Source organism: Halorussus salinisoli, assembly GCA_005239435.1.
GTDB lineage: Archaea > Halobacteriota > Halobacteria > Halobacteriales > Haladaptataceae > Halorussus > Halorussus salinisoli.
This window is the reverse complement of sequence record SZNP01000001.1, coordinates 418,379-431,503: the sequence shown is the minus strand read 5'-3', so window position 1 is coordinate 431,503 and position 13,125 is coordinate 418,379. Positions and strand designations below refer to the sequence as shown.

At 64.7% G+C, this 13,125-nt stretch carries 16 protein-coding genes and 2 pseudogenes; 8 read left to right on the top strand and 10 right to left on the bottom strand.

The features are described from left to right. The first annotated feature begins 666 nt into the window (after nucleotides 1–666). Complete coding sequence (locus E2484_RS06715; RefSeq protein ID WP_137284448.1) at nucleotides 667–1,866, top strand: carboxylate--amine ligase; 1,200 nt, start codon at nucleotides 667–669, stop codon at nucleotides 1,864–1,866. Nucleotides 1,867–1,991: 125 nt separating this feature from the next. On the opposite strand, the gene E2484_RS06710 is transcribed toward E2484_RS06715, so the two are convergent. The 3 genes from E2484_RS06710 to E2484_RS06700 form a co-directional block, all read right to left on the bottom strand. Then, complete coding sequence (locus tag E2484_RS06710) at nucleotides 1,992–2,858, bottom strand: dihydrodipicolinate synthase family protein (protein ID WP_137284447.1); 867 nt, start codon at nucleotides 2,856–2,858, stop codon at nucleotides 1,992–1,994. A gap of 826 nt (nucleotides 2,859–3,684) precedes the next feature. Beyond that, complete coding sequence (locus E2484_RS06705; protein ID WP_137284446.1) at nucleotides 3,685–4,359, bottom strand: potassium channel family protein; 675 nt, start codon at nucleotides 4,357–4,359, stop codon at nucleotides 3,685–3,687. Between the two features lie 146 nt (nucleotides 4,360–4,505). Further along, nucleotides 4,506–4,865: a response regulator transcription factor gene (locus tag E2484_RS06700; RefSeq protein WP_137284445.1), complete on the bottom strand. Its 360-nt coding sequence runs from the start codon at nucleotides 4,863–4,865 to the stop codon at nucleotides 4,506–4,508. Nucleotides 4,866–5,029: 164 nt separating this feature from the next. On the opposite strand from E2484_RS06700, the gene E2484_RS06695 reads away from it, so the two are divergent. Both E2484_RS06695 and E2484_RS06690 read left to right on the top strand, forming a co-directional pair. Further along, nucleotides 5,030–5,407 carry a helix-turn-helix domain-containing protein gene (locus E2484_RS06695; protein ID WP_137284444.1) on the top strand — a complete coding sequence of 126 codons (378 nt, stop codon included), beginning with the start codon at nucleotides 5,030–5,032 and terminating at the stop codon, nucleotides 5,405–5,407. Between the two features lies 1 nt (nucleotide 5,408). After that, nucleotides 5,409–5,684: a DUF7521 family protein gene (locus E2484_RS06690; protein WP_137284443.1), complete on the top strand. Its 276-nt coding sequence runs from the start codon at nucleotides 5,409–5,411 to the stop codon at nucleotides 5,682–5,684. Nucleotides 5,685–5,714: 30 nt separating this feature from the next. Here the strand turns inward: E2484_RS06690 and E2484_RS06685 are convergent. The 3 genes and pseudogenes from E2484_RS06685 to E2484_RS06675 all read right to left on the bottom strand — a co-directional run. Beyond that, nucleotides 5,715–5,894: pseudogene (locus E2484_RS06685) on the bottom strand (DoxX family protein); the annotation flags it as partial. Between the two features lie 252 nt (nucleotides 5,895–6,146). Continuing rightward, nucleotides 6,147–7,375 (bottom strand): annotated as a pseudogene (locus E2484_RS06680) (RNA-guided endonuclease InsQ/TnpB family protein). After that, the gene (locus tag E2484_RS06675; protein WP_137284442.1) at nucleotides 7,376–7,519 is read right to left on the bottom strand and encodes a DUF2080 family transposase-associated protein; all 144 of its coding nucleotides are present in this window, start codon (nucleotides 7,517–7,519) and stop codon (nucleotides 7,376–7,378) included. It lies immediately after the preceding pseudogene. A gap of 337 nt (nucleotides 7,520–7,856) precedes the next feature. Here E2484_RS06675 and E2484_RS06670 point away from each other — a divergent pair, with 337 nt between their 5' ends. Together E2484_RS06670 and E2484_RS06665 are read left to right on the top strand one after the other, a co-directional pair. Beyond that, on the top strand, nucleotides 7,857–8,327 hold the full coding sequence (locus tag E2484_RS06670; protein ID WP_137284441.1) for a universal stress protein: 471 nt from the start codon (nucleotides 7,857–7,859) through the stop codon (nucleotides 8,325–8,327). Nucleotides 8,328–8,354: 27 nt separating this feature from the next. Next, the gene (locus tag E2484_RS06665; protein WP_137284440.1) at nucleotides 8,355–8,573 is read left to right on the top strand and encodes a DUF7511 domain-containing protein; all 219 of its coding nucleotides are present in this window, start codon (nucleotides 8,355–8,357) and stop codon (nucleotides 8,571–8,573) included. Between the two features lie 33 nt (nucleotides 8,574–8,606). Here E2484_RS06665 and E2484_RS06660 read toward each other — a convergent pair whose 3' ends face one another. Next, complete coding sequence (locus E2484_RS06660) at nucleotides 8,607–8,879, bottom strand: DUF2249 domain-containing protein (protein WP_137284439.1); 273 nt, start codon at nucleotides 8,877–8,879, stop codon at nucleotides 8,607–8,609. Nucleotides 8,880–9,014: 135 nt separating this feature from the next. Here E2484_RS06660 and E2484_RS06655 point away from each other — a divergent pair, with 135 nt between their 5' ends. Next, nucleotides 9,015–9,638 (top strand): helix-turn-helix domain-containing protein, encoded by a 624-nt coding sequence (locus tag E2484_RS06655; RefSeq protein ID WP_137284438.1) that lies wholly within the window; start codon nucleotides 9,015–9,017, stop codon nucleotides 9,636–9,638. Nucleotides 9,639–9,648: 10 nt separating this feature from the next. Here the strand turns inward: E2484_RS06655 and E2484_RS06650 are convergent, their stop codons facing one another. From E2484_RS06650 to E2484_RS06640, 3 genes are all read right to left on the bottom strand, one after another. Further along, nucleotides 9,649–10,050 carry a hypothetical protein gene (locus E2484_RS06650; protein WP_137284437.1) on the bottom strand — a complete coding sequence of 134 codons (402 nt, stop codon included), beginning with the start codon at nucleotides 10,048–10,050 and terminating at the stop codon, nucleotides 9,649–9,651. A gap of 112 nt (nucleotides 10,051–10,162) precedes the next feature. Further along, complete coding sequence (gene hemG / locus E2484_RS06645) at nucleotides 10,163–11,482, bottom strand: protoporphyrinogen oxidase (protein ID WP_137284436.1); 1,320 nt, start codon at nucleotides 11,480–11,482, stop codon at nucleotides 10,163–10,165. Between the two features lie 103 nt (nucleotides 11,483–11,585). Then, complete coding sequence (locus E2484_RS06640) at nucleotides 11,586–11,852, bottom strand: hypothetical protein (RefSeq protein ID WP_170977256.1); 267 nt, start codon at nucleotides 11,850–11,852, stop codon at nucleotides 11,586–11,588. 93 nt (nucleotides 11,853–11,945) lie between these two features. Here E2484_RS06640 and mobA point away from each other — a divergent pair, with 93 nt between their 5' ends. Next, the gene (gene mobA, locus E2484_RS06635) at nucleotides 11,946–12,638 is read left to right on the top strand and encodes a molybdenum cofactor guanylyltransferase (RefSeq protein WP_137284434.1); all 693 of its coding nucleotides are present in this window, start codon (nucleotides 11,946–11,948) and stop codon (nucleotides 12,636–12,638) included. After that, the gene (locus tag E2484_RS06630) at nucleotides 12,635–13,084 is read left to right on the top strand and encodes an adenylyltransferase/cytidyltransferase family protein (protein WP_137284433.1); all 450 of its coding nucleotides are present in this window, start codon (nucleotides 12,635–12,637) and stop codon (nucleotides 13,082–13,084) included. Before mobA ends, E2484_RS06630 begins: the two co-directional genes overlap by 4 nt. Nucleotides 13,085–13,125 lie beyond the last annotated feature (41 nt).

The window sequence follows — 13,125 nt, the reverse complement described above, 5'->3', positions numbered from 1 at the left end:
CTTCCGGCCCGTATCGCGTGCCTGTCTTCCTGTTCGGCGCGCGCTGGCGCGGCGCTCGTGAGCGCCGCGCCCGTCCGTGCGAGGGATGACCGAGCGACCGGCGGGAGCGAAGGAATCGGTTGGGGAGGTGTGCGGCTGGTGCGGTGCTATGTGGTGCTGTACGGGGTCGTGCAGTGCGGTGCGGGGCCGTGCGGTGCTGTACGGGGCCGTGCGGTACGATTGACTCACGGAGTAGCTAGCTCCTCCGAGGTTCGCTGTTGGCAGTCGAACCCGGAACTGAGGTTCTCGGTTGCGGTCGAACCCGATTCCGACGTTCTCCACTCCTCGTTGACCCACACCCGACGTCCTCCGCTGTTCGGTGAAAGCGAGGAGTCAAATTCACCGGCTCGAACAGCAGCCAGACACTACACCACGACTCGCGTTGACAAGCCACGAACACCTCCCGAAACGCGGAGCGACGCACCGAACTATCGAAACCCCCGTCTGGGAAATACGTTCGTTTCCTAAAGAAATAAATAGAGACGTCTAGCGTCGATTTTCATTGTTAGGGTGAAACCACACGTCCGCACGGAAACCACTCCTGCGCCGGGGAAAGAGCGCCCTACTGCCGCCACGGAAGCAGTTTGGCGGCCTATACTGAAGTTAACCGAGACTGAATTCGATGACATGTCGCTGACTAACGATGACGCGCCGTCGGTGCTCGTCCCGACGGGCGTCGCACCGTACAGTTACCCCTGTCTGCGGTCGCTCGGTGGGCGCGGCGTTCACACCGTCACGGCCTCGGAACACGACCACGTCCCCGTGTTCGCCTCGCGGTTCTGCGACGAGACGGCCACGCTTCCGTCGCCCGACGAGGACCTGCTGGCGTACAAGGACGCGCTCTTGGACCTCGCCGCGCGCGACGACGTACGGACCGTGATTCCCGTCCGGGAGTACGACGCCTACCTGCTGTCGAAGTACCGCGACGAGTTCGCCGAGTACGTCTCGCTCGAAGTACCCGACATCGCCACGCTGGAACGAGTTCACGACCGGGTGAAACTCGCCGAGGCCGCCGAGGCCGCGGGCGTGCCGGTCCCCGAGACCAGACCGTTCGACGAGGTGGACGACTGGGACGGCGAGCGCATCGTCAAGTCCCGGTACAACCTGCTCGCCGACGAGTACGTCGATACGCACGGCCCGAGCGAGGCCGAGGAGGTCAACAACGTCACCCACAACCGGCCGGGCGAGCAACCCGACCGCGAGGAGATGCTGGCCGAGATGAACCACGTCCCCATCGTACAGGAGTTCGTCCCGTCGAGCGACGAGTACATGTTCGCCGGACTGTACGACCGCGGCGAACCGGTCGCCACGTTCCAGCACCACCAGATTCGGGGCAACTCCTACACCGGCGGCGGCGGTGTCTACCGAGAATCGATGTACGACCCGGAACTCGAAGCGGTCGCCCGCGACTTACTCGGTGAACTCGACTGGCACGGTCTGGCCTGCATCGAGTACATGGAACACGCCGAAACCGGCGAGTACTACCTGACCGAAATCAACCCCCGGATGTGGCAGTCGCTCCCCTCGACGGTGCAGGCGGGCGCGGACTTCCCTCACTACTACTGGCTCCAGTCGCAGGGCCGCCAGAGCGAAATCGACCCCGGTTTCGAACTCGGCGTCGGGAGCCACCTGCTGTACGGCGAACTCGGCTACCTCACCAGCGTCCTCCGCGACGAGTCGCCGTTCGTGGAACGGCCGACGCTCCGGGAGACCGCGTGGGAGATCGGCGAGTCGGTCGTCCGACAACCCCGCTTCGACTTCCTCCGACTCGACGACCCCCGGCCCTTCGTCAGCGGGGTGCTTCAGACGCTCTCGAAAAGCAACTGAGTCGGCTCTTTTCGGCGGTCAGACGACGCTGTAATCGGAAACTCGTTTACGAATTCCTCTCGCTCTGCTACGAATCGCCACGGACACCGGAGCAATCGGTGCGAAGAACGGATAAAAAGTCCCGCCTACGGCGTGGCGACCTCGACCAGTTCCGCGATTTCGGCGCGCACGTCCTCGCCGACCTCCCGATGCGGCTTGCGCGGATAGCCCGCGGGGACGCCTCGCTCGGCCATCGCGGCCTTCGCGCCCGGCACGCCGAATCGGGAGGTAACCGCCCGGTTGAGTTCCACCAGTCGCGCGTTGAGTTGGCGGGCCGCCTGGTCTTCGGCGGCCTGATGGAGTTCGAAAATCTCGCTGGCGCGCTCGGGCACGACGTTCGCCAGTCCCAGAATCCCGCCGTCGGCGCCCGACGCGAGCGCGTGGGCGTAGACGCTCCCGCTGCCGACGAACAGGTCGAACTCCTCGTCGTCGGTCAGTCTGCGCTCGCGCTGGAGGGTCTCGACGTCGCCGCTGGAGTCTTTCATCCCGGCCACGTTGTCGTGGCTGGCGAGTCGCCCGACCACCTCGGGCGAGAGTTTCACGTCGGTGAAGACCGGCACGCTGTAGAGGTAGATCGGAATCGGACTCTCGTCGGCGACCTCGCGGTAGTAGTCTTCCAGTGCCTCGTCGTCGTGGTGGTAGTAGAACGGCGTCACCACCAGCGCGGCGTCCGCGCCGGCCTCGGCGGCGAGGTCGGTCTGGCGGAGCGTCTCCTTCAGTCCGGGGTGGCCCGTCCCGGCCACAACCGGCACGTCGGCCTCGTCGGCGACGAGTTCGACCACGCGGGCACGCTCCTCGACGCCCATCAGTTCGGCTTCGCTGTTCGACCCGCAGGGAACGATGAAGTCCACGCCGCCGTCTTGCACCCATCCGACGAGTTCTCGGAGTCGCTCGGCGTCGAGTTCCCCGTCCTCGTCGAAGGGCGTAATCAGCGGCACGCCGGTTCCGTACATACGACCAGTCTCGGTCCGGCCGACCTTGAAGGTAGGCGACTCGGCAAGTGCGACGGTGAAACTCCTCACCGCGGCGAGTCCGAGGACGACTCGCAACTACCCTCGCCGAATCGAGTCCGCCGTGCCGAGTCCGACCGTGTCGAGTCCGGTCACGCCGAGACCGACCGCGACCGTCCAGACCTCGCAGTCGTCGGAGAGAACCGTAGCCCGAGGGCGATTTCGTCGCCGTCCGTCTGACGCACCTTTAAGTAGGTCCCGTTCACACGCCCGACTGGGCGCGCATCGACGGCCTCTCTTCCCCCATCCTCCCACACCGCGCGCCCGGCACACCACCACACCCTCTCCCACTCCCCCTTTCGGAACTTCCTCGGCGAGTCGTGGTAGGGACGAGTGTTACGCCGCACCGCAGGAGTCGAAGACAGATACGCCCAGTAATCACCTCTTACGGCCGGCCTAGGTGTCGTCTGACTGGACCGTTCGGTGTGCAGACGCAACCTGCAGCCGGTGCAGACGGCACATAACAAAGTCCGAACCGGCCAAAGAATGGAATGCGCCCGGACGGCTCGGGCGCGAAGCGTGCAGCAGTCTCCCGGTCGACAGCCCGACGACGCCGGAGGCTCTGGCGGCGAGTTGGCTTCTCGCCACAGTGTCACCAATCCTCCCACGAAAGTTCTCGTTTCGGGGTGTCAACCACTACCCCGCGCTACCCACTGCCCTCCTCGGTCGATTTTTTGGAAGTTCGTACTTCGTTCGGTGACTTCCTTCTCGCTGTAAACGGCGAGGCTTCCCGTACCGCACGTTGGGATAGGCGACCGAATCCGGAAGCCTACTCGGCCGTTTCCGCCGCCTCGCCCTGGAGACGCTGGCGCACGTTCGACAGGGCCGTCTGGTCGGCGATGACCGCGAGTTGGTCGCCCCCCTCTATCGTCGTGTTCGGCAGCGGAATCGTCATGCGCTCTCGCGCCCGACCGTGGGCGTAGATGCGCGCGTCCTCGGGGAGTTCGACCGCGCTGACATGCTGGCCGACGATCGGCGAGTCGTCGGCCACGACCACGGTGGTCAACTGGAGTTGCTCGGTCAGGTCGGCGATGACGTTGAAGTTCCCGCCGAGTAGTGCGGTCTTCGCACCTGCCGCACCGAGGCGCTCGGGGTAGACCACCTCGTCCACGTCATCGGCGAACTTGTGGTAGATGTCCTCGCGGTAGTCCTCGTCGATGCGCAGGACCGTCCGACAGCCGTAGTGCTTGCCGATCATGCACGCCGCGAAGTTGACGTTCAGGTCGCCGGTCAACCCGCCGATAGCGTCGGCGGTTTCGAGGTCGGTCTGCTCCAGGATCTCCTCGCTGGCCCCGTCGCCCTCAATGACCACGAAACCTTCCTTACGACCGCGCTCGGCCTTGTCGGCGTCGTTCTCCACGACGGTCACTTCGTGGCCCTCTTCCTGCAAGATGCGGGCGGTACGCAGACCGACCCGTCCTGCACCAACGATAACAAATCTCATGGGACTACGTACTCCGAGAAGGGACAAAAGGGTTCGCGTCGAATCGGTGAACAGTTCACGAAACAGATGGTCGTGAACAGCCACGAGCGCAGTCGTGGGCGAGGAGCCACGACCCCGAGATAGTCAGGCCGAGACGTCCGAGATGGTCAGTCCGAGACGTTTCCGTCGAGGAGGTCTTCAACGGTGTCACGAACGACGTCGGGGCCGGCGAGCGGTTTCGTGAGGTAAGTGTCGCAGTCGAGGTCGGAGGACTGTTGGTCTGCCGAGACGACCGCGATTCGGCAATCGAACTCCCCCTCTCGAATCTCGTCGAGGAGTTCGTCTCCCGAAACGTCCGGTAGGCGACGGTCCAGCAGGACCGCGTCGACGTCCTCGTGGAACGATTCCCGGGCCTCCTTACCCGTGTAGGCGGTCAACACTTCGTATTCTTCGGGGAGGGCGCGAGCAAAGCCGTCCGCGAGCGGGCGATTATCATCTACTATCAGTATGGTCGGCGTTTCGTTCATGTCGATTTTGGTAGAGGCCACTTCGGTACGGTTCCTAGTTTGGTCCGTAGCTATAACGATGGGGCAGTCCGTTGCAGACCGTTCCAGTTCGTTCCGCTGGTCGGAACCGCTTTTTGGGACTGAAGTCGAACGTCTTATGTTCGTATCAGAATGAATCCCATTCGATGGTCCGCGACCCGTTGGGGACTGAGGACTCGCCGGAACTCCAATCCGTCCTCGACGCCCTGGACGACCCTGACTGCAGGCGAATCGTCCGCCAAATCCAAGAACCCATGACCGCGAGCGAAATTTCCACCCAGTGTGACATTCCCACGTCGACCACGTATCGGAAACTAGAGCGACTCACCGACGCCTCGATACTGAGCGAGCAGACCGCCATCCGGACCGACGGCCACCACACTTCGGAGTACGCCCTGGCGTTCGAGGAGGTCAAGGTGTTCCTCGACGAGGAGCGCCAGTTCGAGGTGTCCATCACCCGACCGACCCAGTCGGCCGAGGAGCAACTCGCGGGCCTCTGGGCCGAGGTCCGCAAGGAGACCTGACATGGTTCACATCACCTCTACCGTCGTCGCTCTCAAGACCATAACGCTTGTACTGGGTGGTCTCATCACCTACTTCGCGTTCAAGGCCTACCGCCGGACCGGCGCGACCGCGCTCCGGGCGCTGGCGCTCGGGTTCGGCACCGTCACGCTCGGGTCGCTACTCGCGGGCGTCGTGGACCGCCTGCTCGAAACCGCCGCAACGTCGGCGCTCGTCGTCGAGAGCGCGCTGACTGCTGTCGGATTCGCTATCATCCTCTACTCGCTGTACGCCGAGTGACGGAACGAGAGGCGTCCGAGCGGAGGGGATTCAGCCGAGGACGTACCGCAGTTTGGGGTAGCGCTCGACCAGTAGTTCGCCGCCCGTTTCGTACTTCTCTATCAGCGCGTCGAGTCCGAGGAGTCGTCCCGCGCCGAACGCCGCCACGGCGAGGAAAACCATCATGTACGCGAGGTCGCCGTTGACCAGACCGTGCTGGACCTCCCAGTCCTCGTCGAGTCCGAGCCAGCCGTGTTCGCGGGCGTACTCCACGTCGCTCTCGGGGACGATAGTGAGTGCGAGGACGCTCTCCTCGAAGGCCTCCCCGTAGCGCAGTCGCGCGCACGAGGGCGGCCTCGGAGAGTTCGGAGCCGTCGAACGGAACTACGATTGTCATGTAAGAAATTCCACACTGAAGACGTATATCCGTGTATCCCTTCCCCAGACGGCGAGAACGGCTGAATAAGTGACTTCCTCCCCACCCTACTCGCTCACCGCTGACGCGGGTCGCTCCTTGAGGGTGGGGCTTCCTGCTTCCACGACGCGCTTTGCAGACACCGAATCGGTGTCCGTAGGGAGCGCAGTCTCCACAGGCGTTGATTCGGGACAGCCCGTCCCTACTTGTTCGAGACCGCGAGACAGAATGTTCCACGACGCATTCGCGTCTCTGTCCACCTCGAACCCACACGACGGACACGAATGCTCACGCACCCACAGCGGTTTGTCCGTCTTCGTTCCGCATGACGCGCACTCTTTCGTCGTTCCTCGGGGGTCTACGGCGACAAAGTGCGCTCTTCGCGCTCGCATTTGTATTCGAGCATCCGGAGGAACGTCCCCCACGAGGCTCCCGCCCGATTCCGAGAGTTACCGGGGAGTTCAACCAGCCCTTTCGCGTCCAAATCCTCAACCGCTACAAGGTCGTACTCGCGGGCGTAGTACGCCGAGAGTTTGTGCAGGAAATCTCGGCGTTTGCGCTTCAAGTCGGCGTGTCTGCGGGCAACCGTCTTGCGCTGTTCCTCCCAGTTGTTCGAGCCGTGTTCCTTCCGCGAGAGATTGCGTTGGGCGCGTTCCAACCGCTCGCGTTCGTCGGAGAGGTCAGGTGACTCGACAGCGGTTCCATTGCTGTCGTGGACATGTTTCAGGATACCCACGTCGATACCAACAGCGTCAGTCACCTTCTCGGGCTTCTCGGGTGGGTCGTCGGAGGTTTCGACGCCAAGGATGGCGTACCACGTGCCGGTGGGTTCGCGTTTGACCGTGACGGTCTTGAGGGTCGCGTCGTCGGGAAGGTCACGGTGAAACATGATGGGGATGTCACCAATCTTCGAGAGCCACAGTCGAGTCTGACCACTCGTGTTTTTGAGTTTGAAGCCAGACTGACTGTAGGTGAATGATTGGTACTCTCCCGGCGCTTTCCACTTCAACTCCCCGACGTTGTAGCCGTTCTCTTTGCGGGCCTTGAGCGTCGAGAGGTTGTCGTATAACCTCTGGACGGCTTTCTGAAGCACCTTTGAGTGAACGTCTTGCAGGTCAGTCCACCAGTCTTTCAGGTCCGGCAGACGCTTTTGCTCGGAGTACGCCGAGGTATCGTCGTGCCGATTGAAACGGTGGAGGAAGTGGTTGTAGACCTGCCTACAGGTATCGACAGTCCACGCTAATCGCTCACGGATGTCATCGGACGGGTTCAGTCGATACCTGTAGTTGTAGTTCATCTATTCATCGTCGGGTTCAGAAGTACGGACGACTTTCACGTCCGCACCGCGCCACCGTTTCGGGACATAGACATGAGCGCCGTTGCCGGTGGCTTTCACCTCGCCGTCTATGACTTCGTGGCCGTTGATTGTGAACTGGTCCATGTACGATATAGATACACTGTCTAGATGTATAATCGTATCGGTGAGCCTGTGGGCTGGTCGTCGCAGACTGTTTGTAGGACAATGACGGTGCTGTATCCCCGACCTACTGCGCTACTCGGCCTTCGGCCTGCGTTGTTGTCCGAAAATCGAAGATTTTCGTGATCACGAGAGAGCGAAGCTCTCTCGAACGACTCCTTGAGGACGGGGCATTAGCGCCTGAATTTAGGTAAATTTGTGAACGTTAGAGGTTAGCTTCTGTCGGGGGTCGTCTTCCGTTTTCATCGAGTGGGAACGACTGAGCACATATATACCGTCCCGGCACCGAGTATCGCACGTAATGTACGACACGGTGTTGCTTCCGACCGACGGGAGCGAAGCTATGGAGACGGTGGTCGAACACGCCCGCGACGTCGCCGGTCGGCGGGGGGCCGACGTTCACGTCCTCTACGTCGTGGACGACCGAGCGTTCCTGACGCTCGAAGACGACCGGATTCCCGAAGTGACGGACCGACTCCGCGAAGAAGGCGAGCGCGCGACCGACGAGGCCGCGGCCAGGTTCGACGACGTGACGGTCACGACCGAGATTCGGCAGGGAAACCCCGCCGACGAGATTCTCGCGGCCGCAGACGACCGCGATGCCGACCTCGTGGTCATGGGCACCCACGGGGCCGACCCGACGCGCGACATGCTCGGTAGCGTCTCCCAGAAGGTCGTCACCCTCTCGACGGTGCCCGTCCTGACGGTCAACATCGCGGACGCCGACTCGCCGGTCGTCGAGGCCGCGCTGGACGCCAACTCCGACAACTGACTCCCTACTCGCCGCCTAACTCCAACCATGACGAACACCGCTCCACCCAACGCCGACGACGGAACGCCGCCGACCGACGACGCGTCCTCCGACCGACTCGACGCCCTGACTGCGGTCGTGGTCGAACACGACTCCCAGTCCGACGAGTGTACCCTCTATCCGGATGGGGCCTCGGACGAAGCCCTCGTAACCGAGTGGATTACCGCCGAAGAAGGGTCGTACGTCGCGCTCGACGAGATGCTGTGAACCGGCCGGGAGCGACCCGGTACGTCGGCCGGCTCAGTTCTTCCGCCAGATCGCCGTCAGAACCGCGTCCTCGTCGGTGACGGTCTCGAACTCGTACCCCCTGTCGGTGAGTTTGGGGTAGAGGTGTTGCGGGGCCCGGTCGTTGACCTGCACGAGCACGGTTCCGTCGGCGAGGTCCGCCAGCGTTTCGAGCGTCTCGGTCAGCGGTTTCGGCGGCCCGAATTCCCGAACGTCGAGAACCTCGCGGGACCGGTCGGCCGGGGCGTCGGTGCGCTCGACTGCTCGTTCGGTGAAGTCGGTCTGCATACCCGCCGCTACGCGGCCCGCTCCCACGACGTTTGCCCCGAACACGTTCGTCGGCCTACCGATCGTCGCCGGGGAGAAATGCGAACATGTTCGGGAAGACTTATCCATTTGCGGGAAGAGAAACAGTAGCTAGAGATGCCAACCGCGAAACTACACATCACGCTCCCCGAAGACGTGTGGATCTCCGAGGTATCGTCGGAATTCCCGGACACCGAGTTCCGTGTACTGGCCGCGTTCCCGGCCGACGAGACGGGCGTCGGCCTGCTGGAGATTACGTCGTCGGACCTGCCCGCGGTCGTCGGCGCGATGGACGACCGCGAGGACATCGTGCGCCTCGACCTCCAGCAAGCCTCCGAGGAGTCCGCGCTCGTCGAGTTCGAGACGACCGCGCCGCTCCTGCTGTTCACGGTCCAGGAGTCGGGCCTGCCGCTCGAACTCCCGTTCACCATCCGCGACGGCGAGGCCGAAGTGGAACTCACGGCGTCACGCGACCGCCTCTCGGCGTTCACCGCGCAACTGGAGGCCTTCGGGATGCAGTTCGACGTGGAGTACGTCCGGGAGATGGTCAACTCCGAGAGTCTGCTGACCGACCGCCAGCGCGAGTTGCTGAACACGGCGGTCGAGGAGGGGTACTACGACACCCCGCGGCGGTGTTCGCTGACCGAACTCGCCGGAGAGGCGGACGTGGCGAAATCGACCGCCAGCGAGACCCTGCACCGCGTAGAGGAGAAGATCGTCAAGGAGTACGTGGAGGGGTAGCCGACGGATATCAACGGAGTGTCGTCCGTCGAACCTGTCCGTACGACTGGCGCACAGCACGGATCGTCTGCGCCGAAAGTTCACACTCCCCGACCGGTCTGACTTTCACTCGGTGACCGAACGACGAACGCCACTTCTCGCCGTCGGGTACCCGCTCGAACTGCTGGTGTTCGCTCACCGCCTGCGGTGGACTGTACGCGTCGATTCCACTTCTGACGGAGGGGTCGAGGTAGAGCCAGACGTTCGGTTGGACCGTCACGAACGCCCGACCCCGCTTCACCATCCCGACGTAATACGTGTATCCCTCGTCCGATTCCTGCCGACCGACGGGGCCGTCGATGCACTCTCTAACTTGTTCGTCGATGCACTCGTACGGATTTTCGCACGGCGGTTCGAAGTCGCTAAGTCCCATCGTACTCGGACCGAGGGCCCCCGTGGAAGTACGTGTTATCTTCTGCACATGATACTAGTACGACCCTAGAGCCTAGCCTCCGAAACCGGTCGTCCCGAACTGCGGTCCCAGCTCAGTGACTTTCGCGGGGTGGCACTTCTGTACGCCCGCGGTCGGCCAACTCCTCGGCCACTCGCTTCGCCTCCCGAACCCGGCCCGGTATCCCGGCGCGCGCGGTGTAGTTCGTACACAGCCGAACCCCCTGCGGCGCGGAAACCCGGTCGAGCGCCGACCAACTCCGGTCGTAGGCGGGCATCCCGCGCCGGAGTCGGCGGACCGAAAGCGCCCGCGCCGAGTGGCCGGTTATCTCCTCAAACTCCTCGACTGCAACCGACGCCAGTTCGTCGTCGCTCTCCTCAACCAGTTCCGGGTTCCGAGACCCGCCGAGATAGCAGGTGTAGACGCCGTCGCGGCCGAGCAGGCTGGCGTTCCACGTCACGCCGAGCGTCAGGAACGCCTCGTCGTACTGGACCTGATACCCCGCGCCGGTCAGGTCGGCCTCCGAGTGAAGGTGAACGACCGCCTGCGGGTTGTAGTTCAACTCCCGGAGCGCCGCGGCGGAGTCGGGCGCGAGGTCCCCGAGGAGGTCGGCGGTCACGTCCGCCGGCGTGGTCACGACGAGGTCGTCCACGTACTCCTCGCCGTCGGTGGTCTCGACGACGAGTCCCGCCCGGTCTCCCTCCCCGTCGTGGCCCTCCGCGCGCCGAACCTCCCGGACTGGCGTCTCCAGTCGCACGCTCTCGCTGTGAGTCTCGGCGAGTGCCTCGGGGAGTCGCTGGAGGCCCGCGTCGAACGAGACGATAGGCGGGGCGTCCCGGCCCGCTAGCACCTTCCGAGCGACCGAGGTCAGCACGCTTCCCTCGATTCCGGCCGCGTCGAGCGCCTTCGCCAGGGAGTACTCCGTCGGCATCTTGCCGGGGTGCGAGCCGTAGATGCCGCCGTAGAGCGGCCCGAAGTAGTAGCGCGCGACTTCCGACCCGAACTTCCGGGTCAGTAATGCCTCTACGGTCTCGCCGTCGCGCGCCGGGCCGGTCAGGGGTTCCAACAGCGCGCGGGCCTTCCCGCGCCACGAGAGCAGGTCGGTCGTCACGGCCTCCCGCGGCGATTGGGGAACGAGTCGTAACTTCCCGTCGCGGTAGACGTACAGCGGTGGGTCCGAGGCCCGTCGCATCTCGTCGTCGAGTCCCACCGACTCGACCAACTCCCGGATGCTCGGCGTGAGGCGGGTCCGCTGTGGCCCGAAGTCGAGGACCCTCCCCTCGACTTCCGCGCTCCGGACGACCCCGCCGGGTTCGTCGTCGGCCTCGAAGACGACGCTCTCGACGCCCGACTCCCGGAGGTAGTGGTGTGTCGCCAGTCCCGTGATACCGCCGCCGACGATACCGACGCTCATACTCGACTCTCGGAACGCCACCTCGTTACTCCCGTTCCCGAACCTGTTCGGTCCGGCGGCGCGCTGGTGTCTCCGGCGCGCTCTGCGGGCAGCGACTCCGGTGTCACTCCGCGAGCAGGTCGAGCGCGGCCTCGGCGTCCATCTCGCCGGCGACGAGATTCGACGCCCAGCGTTCGACCAGCGCGTCGGTGATACTGGCCGAGAGCGACGCGACCGCTCGACGCTCGGCGGGCGTCACCTCGCCGCTGGCTTCCAGACGCCCGAGTGCGGTTTCGAGTTCCCGGCGACGGACGCGCTCGGCCCGGTCCCGGATTTGGTTGGCGACAGCCTCCGGGTCGGGGTCTGCGTCCACTTCGACGAGTCGGTTCACGAACTGTCGTTGTATCGCTCCCTCCGAAGCGCCTGCGCCGAACCCGTTCGGCCCAACCACTACCGCCGAGGGGTGAGAATCACCGGACGAGAGATGACTCCGGAGATGGAGACCGACGACCTGACTGGCGTCGTCCTCGCGGGCGGGTACTCCCGGCGGTTCGGCGACTGCGACAAGGCGCTGGCCCGCCTCGGCGGTCGGCCCCTCCTCGCTCGGGTCGTCGCGCGACTCGGCGAAGCGGCCGACCGCGTGGTGGTCAACTGCCGGACCGACCAGCGCGAGGCGTTCGCCGACGCGCTCGGCTCGGTTCCGGTTCCGATTCGATTCGCTCCCGACTCGGTGCCCGACCGCGGCCCCCTGTTCGGGTTTCGGGCCGCGCTCCGAGCGGTCGAGACCGCGAACTGCGCGCTGGTGGCCTGCGACGCGCCGTTTCTCGACCCGCGACTCCTCTCGGCTCTCGCCGAGCGACTGGACGACGACCCGGACGCCGAGGCCGCCGCGGTCCGGACCGAGGGCCGACTTCACCCGACGCAGGCGGTCTACCGGACCGCTCGCGCTCGGCAGGCCTGTGACGCCCTGCTCGACGGCGGCGAGGCGCGGCTCTCGGCGCTGTTCGACCGCCTCGACGCTCGGTCGGTCCCGGCCGAGTCGGCGGCCGGAAACGCCGGCAGAAGCCTGTTCGACGTGGACACGCCCGCGGACCGCGAGCAGGCGGTCGAGATGCTCGGGGAGGCGGGGGAGGCGTCCTCGCCGGAGCGTCAGCGAGAGGTGAGTGCGCCGAGATGACCCGGGTCGTCGCGATCGGGACCTTCGACCTGCTCCACCCGGGCCACGTCCACTACCTGCGGGAGGCCGCGGACGCGGGCGACGAACTCCACGTCGTCGTGGCGAACGGCGAGCGCGTGGCCCACAAGGACCCGGTCCTGCCCGACGACCAGCGTGTCCGGATGGTCGAGGCCCTCGACCCGGTGACGGCAGCCCACGCGGGCGATTCGACCGACATCTCTGCGCCCATCCGCCGCATCGACCCGGACGTGCTGGTACTGGGCGGCGACCAGCACCACGACGAGGCGAAAGTCGCGGCGATGCTCGCCGAGTGGGGCGTCGAGTGCGAGGTCAGGCGGGCGTCGCTGGCCGAGGCCGACGACGAGCGACTGTACTCGTCGAGCGCCATCGTCGAGCGGATTCTGGCCGAGCGCGGCGAGCAGGAAGTAGCGGTTTTCCAGCCGTAGCTACCTCCAATCTGCGCCGAAATGAAGTGTATCAGAAATTT